9 protein-coding genes are annotated in these 16,450 nt (G+C 60.0%); 2 read left to right on the top strand and 7 right to left on the bottom strand.

Going from position 1 to position 16,450, the window contains the following annotated elements; all coding sequences use genetic code 11:
- Window positions 1-13: 13 nt before the first annotated feature.
- Together IC231_RS14325 and IC231_RS14320 are read right to left on the bottom strand one after the other, a co-directional pair.
- Complete coding sequence (locus IC231_RS14325) at window positions 14-2,581, bottom strand: BamA/TamA family outer membrane protein (RefSeq protein WP_190785194.1); 2,568 nt, start codon at window positions 2,579-2,581, stop codon at window positions 14-16.
- Window positions 2,582-2,729: 148 nt separating this feature from the next.
- A complete protein-coding gene (locus IC231_RS14320; protein WP_190785193.1) occupies window positions 2,730-3,347 on the bottom strand; it encodes an efflux RND transporter periplasmic adaptor subunit in 618 nt (205 codons plus the stop codon).
- Between the two features lie 471 nt (window positions 3,348-3,818).
- On the opposite strand from IC231_RS14320, the gene IC231_RS14315 reads away from it, so the two are divergent.
- A complete protein-coding gene (locus IC231_RS14315; protein ID WP_190785192.1) occupies window positions 3,819-6,296 on the top strand; it encodes a M1 family aminopeptidase in 2,478 nt (825 codons plus the stop codon).
- Between the two features lie 242 nt (window positions 6,297-6,538).
- Window positions 6,539-9,178: an MGH1-like glycoside hydrolase domain-containing protein gene (locus IC231_RS14310; protein WP_190785191.1), complete on the top strand. Its 2,640-nt coding sequence runs from the start codon at window positions 6,539-6,541 to the stop codon at window positions 9,176-9,178.
- A gap of 26 nt (window positions 9,179-9,204) precedes the next feature.
- Here the strand turns inward: IC231_RS14310 and IC231_RS14305 are convergent, their stop codons facing one another.
- The 5 genes from IC231_RS14305 to IC231_RS14285 form a co-directional block, all read right to left on the bottom strand.
- The gene (locus IC231_RS14305; RefSeq protein ID WP_190785190.1) at window positions 9,205-9,579 is read right to left on the bottom strand and encodes an ankyrin repeat domain-containing protein; all 375 of its coding nucleotides are present in this window, start codon (window positions 9,577-9,579) and stop codon (window positions 9,205-9,207) included.
- Window positions 9,580-9,890: 311 nt separating this feature from the next.
- Window positions 9,891-10,958 (bottom strand): bile acid:sodium symporter family protein, encoded by a 1,068-nt coding sequence (locus IC231_RS14300; protein ID WP_190785189.1) that lies wholly within the window; start codon window positions 10,956-10,958, stop codon window positions 9,891-9,893.
- 84 nt (window positions 10,959-11,042) lie between these two features.
- Complete coding sequence (locus IC231_RS14295) at window positions 11,043-12,410, bottom strand: PepSY-associated TM helix domain-containing protein (protein WP_190785188.1); 1,368 nt, start codon at window positions 12,408-12,410, stop codon at window positions 11,043-11,045.
- Window positions 12,411-12,588: 178 nt separating this feature from the next.
- Window positions 12,589-15,120: a TonB-dependent receptor gene (locus IC231_RS14290; protein WP_190785187.1), complete on the bottom strand. Its 2,532-nt coding sequence runs from the start codon at window positions 15,118-15,120 to the stop codon at window positions 12,589-12,591.
- Window positions 15,121-15,322: 202 nt separating this feature from the next.
- Window positions 15,323-16,372 carry an LLM class flavin-dependent oxidoreductase gene (locus tag IC231_RS14285; RefSeq protein ID WP_190785186.1) on the bottom strand — a complete coding sequence of 350 codons (1,050 nt, stop codon included), beginning with the start codon at window positions 16,370-16,372 and terminating at the stop codon, window positions 15,323-15,325.
- Window positions 16,373-16,450: the final 78 nt, after the last annotated feature.

The following is a 16,450-nucleotide window of genomic DNA, read 5'->3' as shown; positions in this document are numbered from 1 at the left end:
TCCAGCGAGTTACTTAAAACAGGAAGCCAAGCCGTACCACCGGCAGCCGGTCTTCGCGCGAAACGTTATAGGTGCCCACCAGCACCACGCGCCGGAAAGGCTCCAGCCACAGGCCACCGCCGTAGCCGGTGTGCCAGGTAGCCGAGCTTTCAGCATCCGTCCATACCCTTCCTACATCGTGGAAGGCAAGCAGCCCCACCTTGGTGGATATGAGCAGCGTGTTTAGGGTGCCGAGGTAGAGCCGGCCCTCCAGGTTATTGTACAGGCTGTTTTCACCGGCAAAGCGTGTCCGCCGGTAGCCGCGCAGGTTGGAAAGGCCGCCGAGAGTTGCGGCCTGGAAAAATGCGTAGTCGCTGAAATTCAGGGTGCTGCCAACGCGGCCGGCCATGGTCAGGCCTGGTAGGTTCACGGGGGTCCAGTAGCCGGCGGCTTCTGCGGTGAGCTGCGAAAGAGAGTTGGCGTCACTGTTGAGGCCGCGTAGCTCCGTGTATTCTGCGCGCACCACTGTTCCCTGCGTTGGGCGCCAGTCGTTGTTGCGGCTATCAAATGTGTAACCGGCTTTCACGCCGCCATAGTGCCGGGGCTCGAACACGGGTGCCGCGAAGTCTGGCTCGTCCTGCACCTGCTCGATAAAGCGCCCCGGCGCATTCTTCACGCGCACCCGCTGGTAGGTGGGGCCGGCAAAGAACTGATGCTGCCCGAAGCGCCGTCGGGCTAGGGCCTGCAGCACGACATTGTTGTACCGCACCCGGTAATCGTCAATGCCCAGCGGCTTGTCGTAGGTGCTTTCGTTTCCGTAGCCGAAAAAATTGCGCACGTAGTTGGGTGCCTGCAGGTCGGCGCGGAGCAGTAGGTCAAGGTTTCTAGCCAGATTGTGTAGCTCGCCGGCATAGCGAAAACTGTAGGCCGCAGTACCCAGCGCGACGTTGGCCTGCAGCCGATGAGTAGCAGCCCAGGGCGCTTTGCGAAAACCCGGCTGGCGAAATTCTACGCCCACGCCCAGAAATATGCCGTCATCGGGGTTGAAAGCCACCGGCAGAATAGGACCTGCGTACGGGTAGCGAAATGCCTGGCGGTTATACTGGTTGACGAGTGAATCAGGGGAAGTGCGGTTGCGGCTTTCCGGACCCAGCTGCAGCTCGGCACCGGTTGGCGCGTCATACACGACCGTATGGCGGAGAGGCCCGGCTACATGCGAATGGTCCATGAGCACATCGTGGCCTTCTCCGCCTATCATCCGGATGGTGATGCCTTTATTGACGGTGCCGTTCACTTCCATTCGGTCGTTGCCGCCATAGCCGTACAGGCGAATTTCCCGGGTTTCCTCGGTCAAGAAAGTGCGGTCGTAGAGTGGCACGGCCGCCGGTTCGCTGGCGGCTGCCAGCTGGTACATCCGGACCCGGGTTTGCGCATTATCCAGCCTTTCCACCAGGAAATATTCGCTCTGCTCGCTGCCTGTAATATCTACTTGCCGGGCCAGGAAGCGGTAGTATTGCGCTGCATAGGCCGGCAGCGCATTGCGGTTAGACTTCAACTTGGCTACGATGGTAGGGCCCGACAGCTGGTAGACCGAATCAGGCAGCTGCCGGATAGCGGCTTCCAGCACACCATCAGTCAGGCGGGCTTGTAGGTCGTGGGCCACCTCGGCCCAGTCGGCCCGCGTGGCTTCGGTCAGGAAGGACCGGTCGAAGTAGCGGGCACTGAACATGAACGTATTGACATTGCGCAGCGTCCCGTCGAAGCCCTGTACGGCTGGTACGGCCCAGTTGCGGCTTGCCAGGTTGGGCAGCAGCCCCTGATTGACGAAGTACGCCTGGTCCCGGTCGCGGGGCACGGCGCGCAGCAGCAGTCCGCCCCCGGGCTGCGCATATGCTAGCCAGCGCCACTGGTCCTCGTGGCGGTCGAAATCAGCTACCAGCACATCAAACAGCCGGGCGCGTACCAGCTCCCGCTTGTCGACCCGGTTTTTGGAGTCGGTGCGCAGCAGCTCTAGTGCCTTGTCGGTGGCATAGTTTTTTTCCAGCGCTTGGCCGGTAAAGGAAGCCGGAGTTTGCGGGTCGCGCTCCTCCAGAATGGCTAGCGTATTCGCAAACTCGGCCCGGAATTCGCCCAGCAGCTCATCATCGGGCACGTACACCAGCTCCGGATTGGTATGCCCCACGCCGGCTGCTTCAGCCAGCAGCGGAATGGTAAGCGCGGCGTAGGGATGGGCCGCTGATACCTGGTCCTGCACTACTTTGGCCGCCAGGGTATTGCGAAGTTCAGTGCTGAGTACCTGCTCGGTGTTTTTCTCGATGGATCGTAGCACGTACTCGCGCCCGTTGGCGGCCCGGAGCCGCAGGGATTTGGTCTGCTTGCCGCCGCCCTGCCGCAAGGGCCGGAGGCCGCCCTGCGTCGTTCCCAGGTTTAGGATGGGTACCCGAACGGGTTGCTGCCACTCCTGCCGGTAGTTTTTGCCCAGCAGCCACGTCTTGACCGGGCCGGCCGCGTATCGTTGGCTGGCGCTGGTAAGATGGCAGGCCTGGCCCGGAGTTGGAGAGGATACGGGCCTGGCCGCCGCTGTGCCGCCTGAGGTAGCCATAGGGGCTGAGGCTGCTCGTTGAGCCTGTGCAGGAGCCGGCAGGCAACCTAGTGTCCAGAGTAAGGCGGAGAGTAGAAGTCGGCGCATTGCAAAGGAGCTAAGTGAAGCGTGTTTTCTAGGGTCACAAGCCGCTGGCATATGTCCGGAGTCAGCGCCGGGCCATATCTGGTGCCGGCTGGGCCGGCAATCGGACAGTAGCGTGCATCCGGGGCCTGATCAGCGGCGAGCCGCTATTGCGCACCAGCACCGTGACACGATGCCTAGAGCCGGATGCGGAAGGAGCCACGATGCTCTCGACTGCACCGGTAAAGGACCGCGCCGGCAGTTCCGCAATGCTCACCGGAACCGGGGCGCATACGCTCAGGCGCTGGGCCAGCGGCGGCGGCAACAGCAGGCATATCTTCACCTGGGCCACATCCTGCAGGTACGCAACGCTGGCTCCTGCCGCGACGTGGCGGCCCACCTCCACGTTTTTCCTCACCACAAACCCGGCCTGCGGCGCCAACAGATACTGGCGGTTGAAATTGCTGGAATACAGGTCGTTGTGGTATAGCCGAAGCAGCACCTGCCGCTTCCGGACGTACTCTCCCTCCACAAAGAAAATCTGGCGCACCCACCCGTGCGCCGCCACCGTCAGGGGTATCGTCTGCTGGGCTTCCACCACTCCCTGAACCGCTACGGTGCCGGCCCCAGAAGAACCAGTGGCAGGCTGCCGCGCCTGAGGCAGGAAGGCTGGCCGCGCCCACTCGGCAGGTAAGTGGAGCACACTGCTCAGGAGGGCAGCGGCAAGGACTATGTAGTAACTCTGTACGCCCATAGACTTCACATATGGGATGAGGCCGCATGTAATACAGTTGGCAATAGCCAACCCCGTTGTTGCTGCCCGCGCACTACGGGACACGCATATGGAAGGCCAACCGTAGTGTTGTGCCTTCAACTAGCTCAGATAAAGTAAGATATATATAATGCAGTTTTTTATCAAATATTTTCTACTTGTATGCCGTTCAATGATGAATTGACCTTAAAAAGCTCAAGCCAGTAGCAGCGCGTGCCTTAGGAAACCGAAGTACTAGAGTTGCCGCCCGAAACAGCAGGAGCACTGTGGCGCTTGTCGTCAGGTGGCCAAGGGCGTATGGTGGCGTGGGGCTGAAGCAGGCGGTTGGCAGTAGCTGCGGCTGCGGCAACCAATTCCGCTGCCGGGGCATCTTCGCGGGTATCTCTCTATACCTTGTGCCTGATGCGAAACCTCTTCTTTGTGCCACTGAGCTTATTTTTTGCTGCCACGGCTGCGGCTCAACAGCCAACTCCCTCACAGCCAAGTGCCACAACTTACCGCGCTACTACTCGGAAAGTCAACGCTCTGGTGCATACCAAGCTGGATCTGCGCTTCGACTATGCCAAGCGGTATGCCTACGGCCAGGAATGGCTGACAATTAAGCCAGTAGCCTACGCCACCGACTCGTTGCGGCTGGATGCCCAGGGCATGGACATTACATCGGTAGGCTTAGTGGTAGGCCAGCAGACGAAGCCCCTGAAATTCAGCTACAACCAGCAGCATCTATTGGTGCGGTTGGGCCGGCAGGTGCCGGCGGGGGAGGTCTACACAGTCTACATTGAATACACTGCCAAGCCGGAGGAACTGCAGGTGCTGGGCAGCAAAATTATTTCCGATGGCAAAGGATTACACTTTATCAACCCTGATAGTGCCGTGGCCGGCAAACCCGTGCAGATCTGGACGCAGGGCGAGACCCAGGCCAACTCGGCTTGGTTCCCGACCATTGATAGTCCCAACCAGAAAACCACCTCGGAAATCAGCCTGACGGTGCCCAGCAAATACGTAACACTCAGCAACGGAGCCCTTGTGAGCCAGACACCGGCCGGTCCCGGCCTGCGGCGCGACACCTGGAAGATGGACCAGCCCCACGCGCCTTACCTGTTCATGCTGGCCATCGGCGACTTCCGGATTACGAAGGATACGTGGCGCGGCAAGGAGGTCAGCTACTACATGGAGCCCCAATACACGAATCAGGCTCGCGCCGTTTTCGGGAAGACGCCGCGCATGCTGGAGTTCTTCTCGCAACGTCTTGGCGTAGCGTATCCGTGGAATAAATACGCCCAGGTGGTCGTGCGGGAATACCCGGCCGGGGCCATGGAAAACACCACGGCTTCCTTGTTTGGGGAGCAGGCTCAGGGCACTGCCCGCGAACTGCTGGATTGGGAGTATGCTGGGGTGGAGCGCGAAATTGCCCACGAATTGTTCCACCATTGGTTCGGGGACTATGTGACGGCCGAAAGCTGGAGCAACCTGACCGTAAACGAGTCGTTTGCCAATTTCAGCGAGGTGCTGTGGGCCGAGCACGAATATGGCCCCGATGCTGGCGCTGCGCAGGCCGACCGTAGCCTCCGCAACTACCTCCGCGACCCATCCAACCACCTCAAGCCGCTGGCGCGCTACCAGTACACCGACAAGGAGGACCTGTTTGATGGGGTGAGCTACCAGAAAGGCGGCAGCATCCTGAACATGCTGCGCAGCTATCTTGGCGAGGAGGTGTTTTTCCAGGGTCTGAAAGAATACCTCACGCAGCAGGCTTTCGGGACGGGCGAGCCGCATCAGCTGCGGCTGGCCCTGGAAAACGCTTCCGGCCAGGATCTGAACTGGTTTTTCAACCAATGGTACTACCGCGCCGGCCACCCCGTCGTCACGATTGACTACAAGTGGGATGCAGCCAACAAGAGGCAGGCTGTGATGGTGAAGCAAACTCAGCCGGGCGAGCCATTCGTGCTGCCGCTTGCGGTAGATATCTACCACAACGGCCGCGCCCAGCGCTACCGAGCCACGGTGCGCCATGCCGTCGATACGCTTTACTTCCCGGCCGCTGCCCGGCCTGAGCTGGTGAATGTAGACGCCCAAAAGGTGCTGGTGTGGCAGAAGAAAGACAACAAGCCGATGGCCGAATACGCCTACCAATACCGGCACGCCCCCCAGTACCTCGACCGGCGCGAAGCCCTTGCCGCTGCTCAAACTCAACTCACCGACCCGCTGGCCCAGAAAACTTTGGTGGCAGGCCTGGCGGATAAGTCGCCGGCGCTACGCAGTATGGCGGTAGAGCTGCTCAATCTCAAAAACGATACGCTACGCAAAGCCGTAGCGCCCGTGCTGGCCCGCCTCGCCGCCTCCGATTCGTCGGTGGTAGTGCGGGCGGCGGCCCTTACGGCGCTGGGCAAGCTCAAAAACAAGCGGTATACCAAGCTGTTCGGCAAAGCCCTGGAAAGCCAGTCGTATCAGGTGCAGGGCGCGGCGCTGCAGGCATTGTTGCCGCTAAACCCGAAGCTGGCTTTGGCCCGTGCCACGGCGTTTGAAGCGGATAACAAAGGCGCCCTCACGGTGGCCCTGGTTACGGTGTATGGTCAGGTCGGCGACCTGTCGCACTGGCCTTTGGTGCTTGCCAAGTTTGATGCTGCTGACCCCAATGGCCGCTTCAATATGCTCGCCGGTATGGCCAACCTCATGGGCCGATTGGACGACGTAACCGCCCTGACCCCGGGTGTCACGCGCGTGAAGACTATGGCCGTGCAGTACAAGGCGTTTGGGGTAGCAAAACCGCTGATTGGGCTGCTGCAGGAGTTGCAACAGCGTCAGGCCACTCGCGCCAACTCGGCCCAGGTTGCCACGTTGGTAGCGCAGGCCGTAGCGGAAATTGAGGCCGCCAAATAGAGAGCTGTGAGTGACAGCGCGTTGCAAGGAAGCTGTGGCAAGTGGCACACGGTTTCGCTAGCACCGGCTACCTGCTCCGTAGCAACCCTGCCTCCCAAAACAGAGTAGGGCAGAACTTCATGTGGCAAGACCGGCCTGCACGAGGAATAGGCTGGTTGTCGGCGGCACACCAGGTGCCGTCTCCCGGCGGAATACCGCAGACGCGGCAAACCGTATATTGAGGGGCCACGAGCTACCAACTTATGACGCAGGAACAAGTACGCTTACAGGAAAGCAACGCGCAATCAGCTCACTGGAAGAAATTCGGGCCGTACCTCACCGAGCGGCAGTGGGGCACGGTGCGCGAAGACTACAGCCCCGATGGCAACGCCTGGGACTATATCACCCACGATATGGCCCGCAGCAAGGCCTACCGCTGGGGCGAGGAGGGCATTGGCGGCATCAGCGACGACAAGCAGCAACTTTGCTTTGCCGTGGCCCTCTGGAACGGGCAAGACGAAATGCTGAAGGAGCGCCTGTTCGGCCTCACCAACGGCCAAGGCAACCACGGCGAAGACGTGAAGGAGCAGTACTACTACCTCGACAGTACGCCCACGCACTCCTACATGCGCATGCTCTACAAGTATCCGCAGGCAAAGTTTCCGTATCAGAAGCTGGTGCGCGAAAATGCCCGCCGTACGCGTCAGGATGCTGAGTATGAATTGCTGGATACCGGCATTTTCAACAAGAGCCGCTACTTCGATGTGTACGTGGAGTACGCCAAAGCCGGCCCCGACGATATCCTGATTAAGCTGACCGTACATAACCGCGGGGCGCAAAAAGCCCGCGTGCAGCTGCTGCCTCAGCTATGGTTTCGCAACACCTGGAGCTGGGACCAGCACACTCCCCGCCCCATACTGCGCCAGTCGCAGCCCGGGGCGGTGCATGCCGAGCATCCGGAGCTGGGCCACTACCACTTGTATTGTGAAGAGGACGGAGACGAAGCGCCCCAGCTGCTTTTCTGCGAAAACGAAACCAACGGCGCCCGGCTCTATGGGCTGCCGGCCAAAGGGCTCTACTTCAAGGATGGCATCAACAACTTCGTCGTAGAGGGGGAGGAAGACGCCATCAACCAGGGACAGACCGGCACCAAAGTAGCGGCGCGCTACCACATGAGCCTGCCGGCCGGGCAGGCGCGTACCGTGCGGCTGCGCCTGAGCCAGATGTGGCAGGATGCTCCTTTTGCCGGTTTCGACGAGCTGTTTTTTGCCCGCCAGCAGGAAGCCGATGAGTTCTACGACTGCCTCCAGCAAACTCTGCCCGCCAGCGCCGATGTACGCAATGTGCAGCGCCAGGCTTTTGCGGGCATGCTGTGGAGCAAGCAGTTCTACTACTACGACGTGGCGAAGTGGCTCGATGGCGACCCTGCCATGAGCAAGGCCCCGGCCAGCCGCCGCCAAGGGCGCAACAGCACCTGGCGCCACCTCTACAACGCCGACATCATTTCGATGCCGGACAAGTGGGAGTATCCATGGTACGCAGCCTGGGACCTGGCTTTCCACTGCATTCCGCTGGCCATGGTCGACTCGGAATTTGCCAAGCAGCAGTTGCGCCTGTTCACCAAAGATTGGTACATGCACCCGAACGGCCAGCTGCCTGCCTACGAGTGGAACCTGAGCGACGTAAACCCGCCGGTACATGCCTGGGCTACGTGGCGCGTGTACCAGATGGACAAGAAGCTCTACGAGGGCCGCGGCGACCTTACGTTTTTGGAAGCCATGTTCCATAAGCTGGCCCTGAACTTTGCGTGGTGGGTGAACCGCAAGGATAAAAGTGAGCGGAACATCTTCGAGGGCGGCTTTCTGGGCCTCGACAACATCGGGGTATTCGACCGGAGCGCACCGCTGCCTACCGGCGGCTTCATCGAGCAGAGCGACGGCACGAGCTGGATGGCCATGTTTGCCCTGAACATGATGCGTATGGCCCTGGAGCTGGCCAAGCACAACCAGGTGTACCAGGAAATGGCCGGCAAGTTCTTCGAGCATTTCCTCTACATCGCCGATGCCATGACCCGCGGCGGCGACGGTGCCTTCAACCTCTGGGACGAAGAGGATGGCTTTTATTATGATGTGCTGCACACCCCCGACGGGGTGCGGACTAAGCTCAAAGTACGGTCCATTGTGGGCCTGATTCCGCTATTTGCTGTGGAGGTGGTAGAGCAGGATATACTGGATTCGCTCCCCGAATTTACGGCCCGGGCGACGTGGCTGCTGCAAAACCGTCCGTATCTGGCCCAACTGGTGAGCCGCTGGGAAGAACCCGGCAAAGGCGCCCGCCACCTGCTGGGGCTGCTGCGCCGCCCGCGCCTCAAAAAGCTGCTGCACCGCATGCTCGACGAAACCGAGTTTTTGTCGGATTACGGGATTCGGGCCATGTCGCGCTACCACCTGGAGCACCCGTACGTCTTTCATACCGAGGAGGCTGACTTCATGGTGCAGTACGTGCCAGGCGAGGCCGAAAGCAGCATGTTTGGAGGCAACAGCAACTGGCGCGGCCCCATCTGGCTGCCCATCAACTACCTCATCATTGAGTCGTTGCAGCGTTACCACTTCTACTACGGCGACAACTTCAAGATTGAGTATCCTACCGGCTCCGGCGTGTTGCTCAATTTGCAGCAAGTGGCAGCAGCTCTGGCAGGCCGCCTCACCAGTTTGGTGCTGAAAGATGCCGATGGACGCCGGCCGGCTTTCGGCGCAAATGAACTGCTGCAGACGGACCCGAACTTCCAGGACAATGTGCTCTTCCACGAGTACTTCCACGGCGACACCGGCGCGGGCCTGGGGGCCAGCCACCAAACCGGCTGGACCGGCCTGCTGGTGCGGCTGCTACAGCTGCGCGGGTAGCGGCAGGGCTTCGTAGCGGCGGCCCGCTACCGGGCTTTGCCCTGAATGAGCTTGATAACGGCTTTGTTGCCGCCTTCTTTGGCGCTGGCCAGCACGTCTTTTCCGTCGGTGTCTTTGGCTTTCGGATCTGCGCCGTGGGCCAGCAGGAACTCCACCACCTCTAAGCTGCCCTGCAGCGAAGCCGCCATGAGGGCCGTTGCGTTGAAAGAGTCGGGCTTATCAACCTGGGCCCGATGCTTCACCAGAATCCTGACCAGCTCCAGCTGTCCGTTGCCGGCGGCCAGAATAAGAAAAGTGGTGGGAAAGCCGGGCATCATTTCCACGGGTGCATTGGCGTCGGCTCCGCCAGCCAGTAGGCTTTCCAACACATCCGGCTGGTTCTTCACAACGGCTGCGTACACTTTCTGTGTAGGTGTTTGAGCGTGGGAAGCAGTAAGGCAACCTAGAAATAAGGCAAAAAAGAGAAGAAGTGTTTTCATGCCAGGAAATCGAATGAGTGGGTCAATGATAGTCCCAAACATACATCGAAACATCCCTACTATGTACTTCTTTGTGCAGCCATCTGGAAGATTTTACTGAAAGGCTGCTTGGATGGAATAGTAGTGCCATCATTGGCAAAATGACATAATGATGACCAGCTTGTGCCGGCTATGCTACACAATATAATGCAGTTTGCCAGAAGTGGCCGCCAGCCCGTAATATGCGGGGCGCATCAGGCAACTGGCACGGCTGGCAGCACCTCGGCTTCCCGGCCCATGCGTTGGGCCATCATGCTGGCCAGAATAATCTGGAGGGCATGATACAGCATAAGCGGCAGTAACAGCAGCCCGGTGGCGGCCATGCCCGGAAACAGCAGGCTCGCCATGACGCTCCCGTGCACCAACGACTTCTTGGAGCCACAGAACAGCGCCGTAATCCGGTCCTCGCGCGAGAAGCCCAGCGCCCGGCTCAGTCCCCATACTGCCCCGAAAATGGCGAAGTAAAGCGCCACCATGCCCAGGCCCAGCAACAGGATGTCTTGCGCCGCGAAGCTGCGGAAAATGCCCTCGGCAAATGACTCGCAGAACGCCGTGAAAACGATGAGCAGAATCACTATTTGGTCGGAGATGCGGAGGGCACCTTTGTACTGCTCGGCAATGCGGCCGAAACGGCGGCTGAGCAGCACGCCCGCCACCACCGGCAGAATCACCTGCCATACCAAACTAACGGCCAAGCCCCAAAGATGGCCGCCATCGGCCGAGGTATTTAGAAACAGACTAGTCCAGAGCGGCGTGAGCACAATGCCGAGCAAACTGCTGATGCTGGCATTGAAGATGGCTGCCGGCAGATTGCCACGCGCAATGCTCACCATTACTACCGAGGTAGAAACGGTACTGGGTAGCGTACACAGAAAGAAAATGCTCTGCCACAGCTGCTCACCCTTCCCTCCTTCGAATAGCGGCCTAGCTAATAATGCCAGCACCGGAAACGCGACGAACGTAATGAACTGGACCATAACGTGCAGCTTCCAGTTGCGCAGGCCCGCCTGCAGCTTCTCAAGGCTGAGCCGCAAACCATAGAAAAAGAAGATGAGGGCCACGCCGGCCGTCGTAATTACCTTCCAGGGAATAGGGCTGGCTTTACTGCCTGCCTCCGGCACCAAGTAGGCCAGCCCTACCGCACCCAGCAGCCCCAGCAGAAACCAGTCGAGGAGGCCAGCGCGACGGAGCAGGGCCAGCAGGCGGTTTTCGGGGGAGGGTAGCGGGGTTGGGGGAAGAGGCTGGGCAGCAGGCGGAGTCATAGGCAGGGCAAAAGAAAAGCGTCAGGCTAAAGTAGCCTGACGCTTGCATGCAGTACGAATAGCTGCAAAAAGAAGTTGAGCCAACTACGCCGCTGTAGCCAGTTTGCGCTGCTTCTTTTTGGCCTTTTTCAGGCGGTTAAGCCACATAATGGTGCCCGTGATGGGGAATGTGACGCCCAGCAGGCAGACGACAAGGCTCACGATTTTGGAAGGCCAGCCGAAAATGGAGCCCGTGTGCACCGGCTTAAACATACCGCGCACGCGCTGGCCCAGGTTGCGCTGCTCGTAGGTATGCGACTTGAGTACGCTGCCCGAGTACTGGTCGAGGTATACCTCATCGGTGGCATTCTCATACACTGCATTGGGCCGCAGCGTAGCTACCCGAATGCTGCCGGTGGGGTCTTTAGGAAGCTGCAACGCATAGTATACGGCCGCTGGAGCTATTTTCCGGGCCTGTACCAGCACCGCATCTGCCGATAGGGCTGGAGCTGATGGAGTAACTACCACCGCGTCATCGGCGGCAGGAGTAGCCTCAGGGGTTGCGGGGAGTACTGCTGCGGTGCCGGCGGGCAGTGCCGAAACCGGTGGTTCGGGGCGCTCCATCGGGGAGTTGGTGACGGCGTAGATGCCTTTGTTGAACCACTCAAACGACCACGCCAAGCCCGTAAAGGCAAATACAAACAGCAGCAAAGCCGAGTAGAAGCCCAACACAATGTGCAGATCGTGGTTGAGGCGCTTCCAGCCGCCGCTCCATTTCACCTGCAGCCGCTGCTTCACCACCTTGCGCGAAGCCGGCCACCACAGCACAATGCCTGTTCCGATGATGAACAGGAACATCACCGTGCTAACACCCACCACCAGTTTGCCAACTGAGCCGCCCACCATGCCGCGGTGCAGGGCCATCATCGTAAAGAAGAACGTTTCGCGGTAGTTAAGCTCGCCCGTAACGGCGGCGGTGTAGGGGTTCACAAATACCGTGGGGCCACGGCCGCCTTCTCCGCCACCCCCTTTGCCACCCTTGCCGGCTTCTTTGCCTCCCCGGCCTTCGCCTTTTTCAGCCTTGCTATTTTCGCCGCCCCGCTCACCTCCGCGGCCCTCGGCAGCACGGTCCGCTCCTTCCGGCCGTCCCTCTTTTCGGCCTTCGCCTTTCTGCTCGCCGCCAGGGCCGCCGGGTGCACCAGCCAGACTGAATTCCACGGTGCGGGCCGGATCGGCATATACTTTCAGGCCGGTAATGGTGGCCTGTGGCTTGTAGGCGCGCACGGCCTCGGTCAGCCGGGCTAGCGGCAGGCGCGCGGTAGAGGCGGGCGTCACGTAGTAGCGCTCCGGGTGCCAGGCCTGCTCCAGTTCCTTTTCAAAGACCAGTACGCCGCCCGTGAAGCACACCACGGCAATGATGAGCCCCGAAACCAGGCTGAGGTAGAGGTGGATGTTGCGGAAGAAGAGTTTCATGTAGGGTGGTATAATGCAGCTAATGCAGCTGCTGGCGCTCAAAAATAACAGGCAAAATCAGGCGGAGCGGTGGAGTAGAGGAAAACCCGGGCGGGGCCAGTTGCAGCTGGTTCCGACCGGGTTTTTATTCACTCAGTCACTCAGTCACTCAGTCACTCATTCAGCGCAGGGCTGACACCTACAACTTGTAGCTCACGGTAGCCGAGAAGTTGCGCGGCGCAATAGGATTCACGCTGTTGTCGTCGTGCAGGTTGTAGCTCAGTTCATCCAGAATATTGGCCAGCTTCACGCGCACCGCAACCCGGTCGTAGGTGTAGCCCAGCGAAGCGTCGAACAGCACGTAGTCTGGAATGCTGATGAGGCGGTACGCATCGTTGGGAACTGTCAGGCGGGTGTTGCGGCCGGCCAGCTTGTCGCCCACGTAGTAGGTGGTGATGCCGGCTGTCAGGCCGCGCAGGAAGGTGCTTTCGCTGAAAGCGCTGTTGAAGCTGTAGAACAGGCTCAGGTTGGCCGTGTGGGCCGGGTTGTAGCGCAGGCGGCTGCCGTTTTCGTAGGTGTTGCTCTTGGTGTAAGACGTATGATTGTAGCTGTAGCCCGTAATCAGGCTCCAGCCCAGCATTGGCTTGCTTTGGATGTCTACCTCTACGCCTTTGCTGGTCACTTCACCGGCCAGCTCCTGCGCTGTTGGGCGGCTTTCGTTGAAGTTCGGCGCGCCCGGCTGGATGGTCTGCGACTGGTCGCTGTTCACAATCTGGTAGGCCGTAACGTTGGCCGACAGCGCGCCTTTGAACAGGTCGTTCTTGATACCTACCTCGTACTGCTCGATGATAGAGGGGCGGAGCGTATTGCCATCGGTATCAATACCGGTATTCGGTGTAAATGAGTTCGAGTAGGAAGCAAATACCGAAGACGTCTTGACCGGCTGATAGACCACGCCCAGACGTGGCGAAAACGCGTTGTCGTAGCGGCGGTTTTCCACGTAGGTGTCGGCCGTTTTGCTGTTGCGGTTTGCTACTGTGTTGTAGTTGAACACGTCGCTGGGCGTTTCCTGATAGCTCCAGCGTACGCCGGCCAGCACTTTCACCTTCTCACTCACACTCAGCAGGTCCTGCACGTAGAAACCGGCCCGGCGGGTGTTGCCTTTCGTCAGGGAGTTGCGTACCAGTTGGTCGAAGCTGCTCAGGCGCTCAGCCGGCTGCGCGAGTTCTTTGCTGGGGTCCAGAATGTTGATGACATCGTAGGCGGAAACGGCCGTGTTGGGCCGGGTCGCCGACTCCGGATTGGTATAGGAAGTTGTCGTCGTGGCATACTGGTCGGCATCGGCCCCCACCAGCAGCGTGTGGCCCAGGAAGCCCGTGTTGAACGTGCCGGTCAGGTCCAACTGGGCCAGGTAGTAGTTCTCGGCGGTTTGGGAGCGTTGCAGGCCGCGGGTCCAGTTGCCGTAGGTAGCACCGGGCGTGCTGACGATATTGGTAGGGCGCGAGGCACTGCGCAGGTTGTTGTCGTAGCGCTGGAAACCGGCCACTCCGCGCAGGTTCCAGGCGTTGTTGAGGCGGGTAGTGAGCGTAGCGGTGGTGCTGGTTTGGGTGGTAGCATTGTTCGCGCCGGCCACGTTCAGGAAGCGGGTGCGCGACTCCGGAATCTCATAGTTGATAGCGCCGATGCCGTAATCCGGGGTGCGGTTGTCGCGCAGGTAGTCGCCTTCCAGCACCAGCGTGGTGTTGGGGCTCAGCTCCAGCAGCACGCTGGGGTTCACATACACCCGGTCCGATTTTACTTCGTCGCGGTAGCTGTTGCCCTGCTCGTAAGTGCCGTTCAGGCGGAAAGCTGCTTTCTTGCTGTCGCCGATGGCGCCGTACACGTCCACGGTAGGTTTCCAGAACCCAAAGCTGCCCACCCGCAGACCCACCGAGCCGCCGCGCTCGAACTGCGGCTTTTTGGTCACGAGGTTCAGTACGCCGCCCGCTGCTACGTTGCCATACAGGATGGCCGCGCTGCCTTTCAGTACTTCCATGCGCTCCAGCGAGCTGGCTTCCGGCATGATACCGTTGTTGAAGCGCACCCCATTCTTAAAGGTGTTGTTCGAGCCGTAGGCAAAGCCCCGGCTGCCCAGTTCCTCCTGCGTGCCGCCCGTGGTGCTGGTCACGTATAGGCCGCTCACATTCACTAAGGCGTCGGAGAGGCGCAGCACCTGCTGCTGCTCCAGTACTTCGCGCTCCACGGTTACGGCGCTCTGCGGCAGGTCCAGTGCGGCTACGGGCAGCTTGCCAACCGTTACGGCCCGCTGGTTTAGTGACTTCTGGCCCGTTACGGTTACCTCCGTGAGTTGCTGACTGCTGGCCGCCAGCACGAAAGCCGGAACAGAAAGGGTTTCGCCGCCTATTACCGTGACGGTTATTTCCTGCGTGATATACCCAATGCTGCTCACAACCAATTGGTAGGAACCTGCCTGGGCTGCCAGACGGAAGCTGCCATTTGCCTGAGTGCTGGCACCATACGAAGTGCCTTTCAGGGCCACCGTTACGCCTTCCACTGCCTGGCCGTTGGCATCCGCTACCCGGCCGGTAATCCAGCCGCGACGGGCGGCGTCGTCCGCTCCGTTTGCTGGCCCATTCAACCGTAACTCCCCAGCCGTTGCGGCCAAAGAAGCATGAGAGAAACCAGCAAGAGGCAAGGACAGCAGCAGCAGAAGCGGAAAGGGTCGGGACATGAGTCGAAGCACCAAGGCTTGTTTAGAATCATTTAATATACTGCAAAGCACGGGTCTATTTAGATAGATTCAAAATAGTTGAATAGAAAAATTCTACATAAGGTATCTGGTGCCTGATTTACAGGTCGATAAGAAGCCGCTACATGCAGAAAGCCCGGCAGGGCCGGGCTTTCTTGCGCTAAGCAGTATAGTGGAGGCTATCTTACAGCGCCGCCGCCAAGGGGGCCTGAGCCGTGTGCTGCAGTTGAAAAGCATCGGCCAGCAGTTCATAGGAGCGAAGCCGGTCGTCGAAATCATGGGTGATGGTAACGGCTACCACCTCATTCACGTCGTAGCTGGCAGCCAGGGCAGTTAGCTCGGCTTTCACCTTATCAGGGGTGCCGCTCACGATACGCTGGTGATGGTAGGCAAGGCGGTGCTGCAGGTCAGCGGAAAGCGCCGAAACATTGGCTTTCTCTACTGCATCAATCGGCGAGTAGTTACCGGTTTCCAGCTTCAGCATCTGCAGAGCAAGGTTGTCGGCGAGGGCCTGTGCATGGCCGGCGGTATCGGCACACACCACAAATACGGCGACGTTGCCCTGCGGTGCGCCCAGCTCCGGCGAGGGCTGGAACCGTTCCCGGTACAGCTGCATCATTTTGGGGCCGCCGTTGGGGTTGATGAAGTGCGCGAACGAAAATGCCGCGCCCACGTGGGCCGCAAACAGGCCGCTTTGCCCGCTGCTGCTCAGCAGCCACATTTCCGGGGTGGTATCCGTGAAAGGGGCCGCTTTCACTTTGGCGTGAATGGTGTCGGCCACTACTTCGTCGCGCAGGTAGGCGCGCAGGTCCATAAGCTGATCCGCGAAATCCTGGTCGCTGAAGGTGTTGTGCGGGTTGAGGGCGTGCGCGGTAATCCGGTCGGTACCCGGTGCGCGGCCAATGCCCAGGTCGATACGGCCGGGGTAGAGCGTTTCGAGCAGGCGGAAGTTCTCGGCCACTTTCAGCGCCGAGTAGTGCGGCAGCATCACGCCACCCGAGCCCAGCCGGATGCGTTGCGTTTCGGCCCCGAGGCGGGCCAGCAGCACTTCCGGGGCCGAGCCGGCCAGTGTGTTCGTGTTGTGGTGCTCCGACACCCAGAAGCGGGTGAAGCCAAGGCGGTCTGTGAGGCGGGCCAGCTCAACAGTATGTTGCAGGGCCTCGCGGGGAGTGCGCCCGAGCGGTACCGGCGACTGGTCGAGTACGCTCAGGTGCAGATTGTTATCTAACGGCATGGGGAAAGGTATAGGCTGGAGAAAGGCCATTGCAACTGCAGTACAGTCCGTGGCAACTCCTACAACAGAGTCCCGCGC

Origin of the sequence: Hymenobacter duratus (genome assembly GCF_014698995.1) — a bacterium.
GTDB lineage: Bacteria > Bacteroidota > Bacteroidia > Cytophagales > Hymenobacteraceae > Hymenobacter > Hymenobacter duratus.
The sequence above is the reverse complement of the archived record's forward strand: the minus strand, read 5'-3'. Positions and strand labels throughout refer to the sequence as shown.